General features: G+C 57.5%; 1 protein-coding gene. It reads right to left on the reverse strand.

The features are described from left to right. Positions 1-2 precede the first annotated feature (2 nt). Positions 3-965, reverse strand: coding sequence for an IS1595 family transposase (locus G5168_RS20900; protein ID WP_227340768.1), 963 nt, complete (start codon positions 963-965; stop codon positions 3-5). Positions 966-1032 lie beyond the last annotated feature (67 nt).

Below are 1032 nucleotides of genomic sequence, written 5' to 3' on the forward strand. Positions count from 1 at the left end.
GGCTATGTCCCAATTACGTGTTGCATGGGGCGCCCCAGGGCCTCATACAAACACACTTTGATATTTACGCCTTTTCCGTAACGCTCCAACATCCTGCGCCAACCCAGGTAGTTCTTCAGGTAGTGCGTCGCCACTCCATGAAATCGCTCCATCCACTCTTTCAACCGATGGTGATATCCGTTCACATGCTGGATGTGATACGCACCGACTACCCGTTCGCCTTGACGATTGCGCACCACCTGATGGGTTATACCCTGTTCCTTGCTGAAACAGGCATACACACCCGCCCCATCGCTACACAGCACCGCATCCGGTGACACCAACGGCTTCAACACCGCGATGACCGTCTCGGCATCTATTTTCTCCAACTGGAAATCCGCATGGTGGCCTGCACGGTCTTGTACCACCATCACCGGGATGTAATCTGGCCCGGTTCCACGAGTTCGACCTTTACCACCGCGATGACGTGGTGGACGCGGCAGTCCCCGCTGCCCCTTGAACGATTCAAGGAAGAAGGTCTCATCAACCTCAACGATGCCCTCTTCCCGGGTGGCCTGATGGGTTGCCATCGCGCGCAAGAAGCGGTGACGCCAGAGGAACGCGGTGTTCTTGCTGACCCCACAGCGCCGCGCAGCCTGGCGGACAGTCAGTCCTTCGATGAGGGCTTGCGCGTAGTCTTCCCAGCACTGTGCTTTACGCAATCTGGCCAAGGGCGTCTTGGTCAGACCGGTGCTGGTGCGCAGACACAGTTTGCAACGGTAGCGGCGCAGCCCCCGACTCCATCCCCAAGGCGCCAGCTGGGTAACATCGGCCTGACAATGGGGGCAGCCACTGCATGCCGGTAACTGAGTATTGAGCGAGGTAATGGTGTGGGGTGCAGTGAGCTCCTGCTGAGCAACACGGCGCTGGCGCAGGGTTAACTGGGGAAAAAGGGACAACAGGTGTTGAAAGGCTGGGGTATCCATGATGGTAGACCTCAAGGTGATGGCCTACTTCAAGATTAGCCTTTCAACACGTAATTGGGACAGAGCC

It is taken from the genome of Aeromonas sp. 600724, from assembly GCF_049175135.1.
GTDB classification, from domain to species: domain Bacteria; phylum Pseudomonadota; class Gammaproteobacteria; order Enterobacterales; family Aeromonadaceae; genus Aeromonas; species Aeromonas veronii_A.

Excerpts from the sequence above, each read along its gene's own strand:
- G5168_RS20900 (WP_227340768.1), bottom strand. The coding sequence starts at position 965 with ATGGATACCCCAGCCTTTCAACACCTGTTGTCCCTTTTTCCCCAGTTA.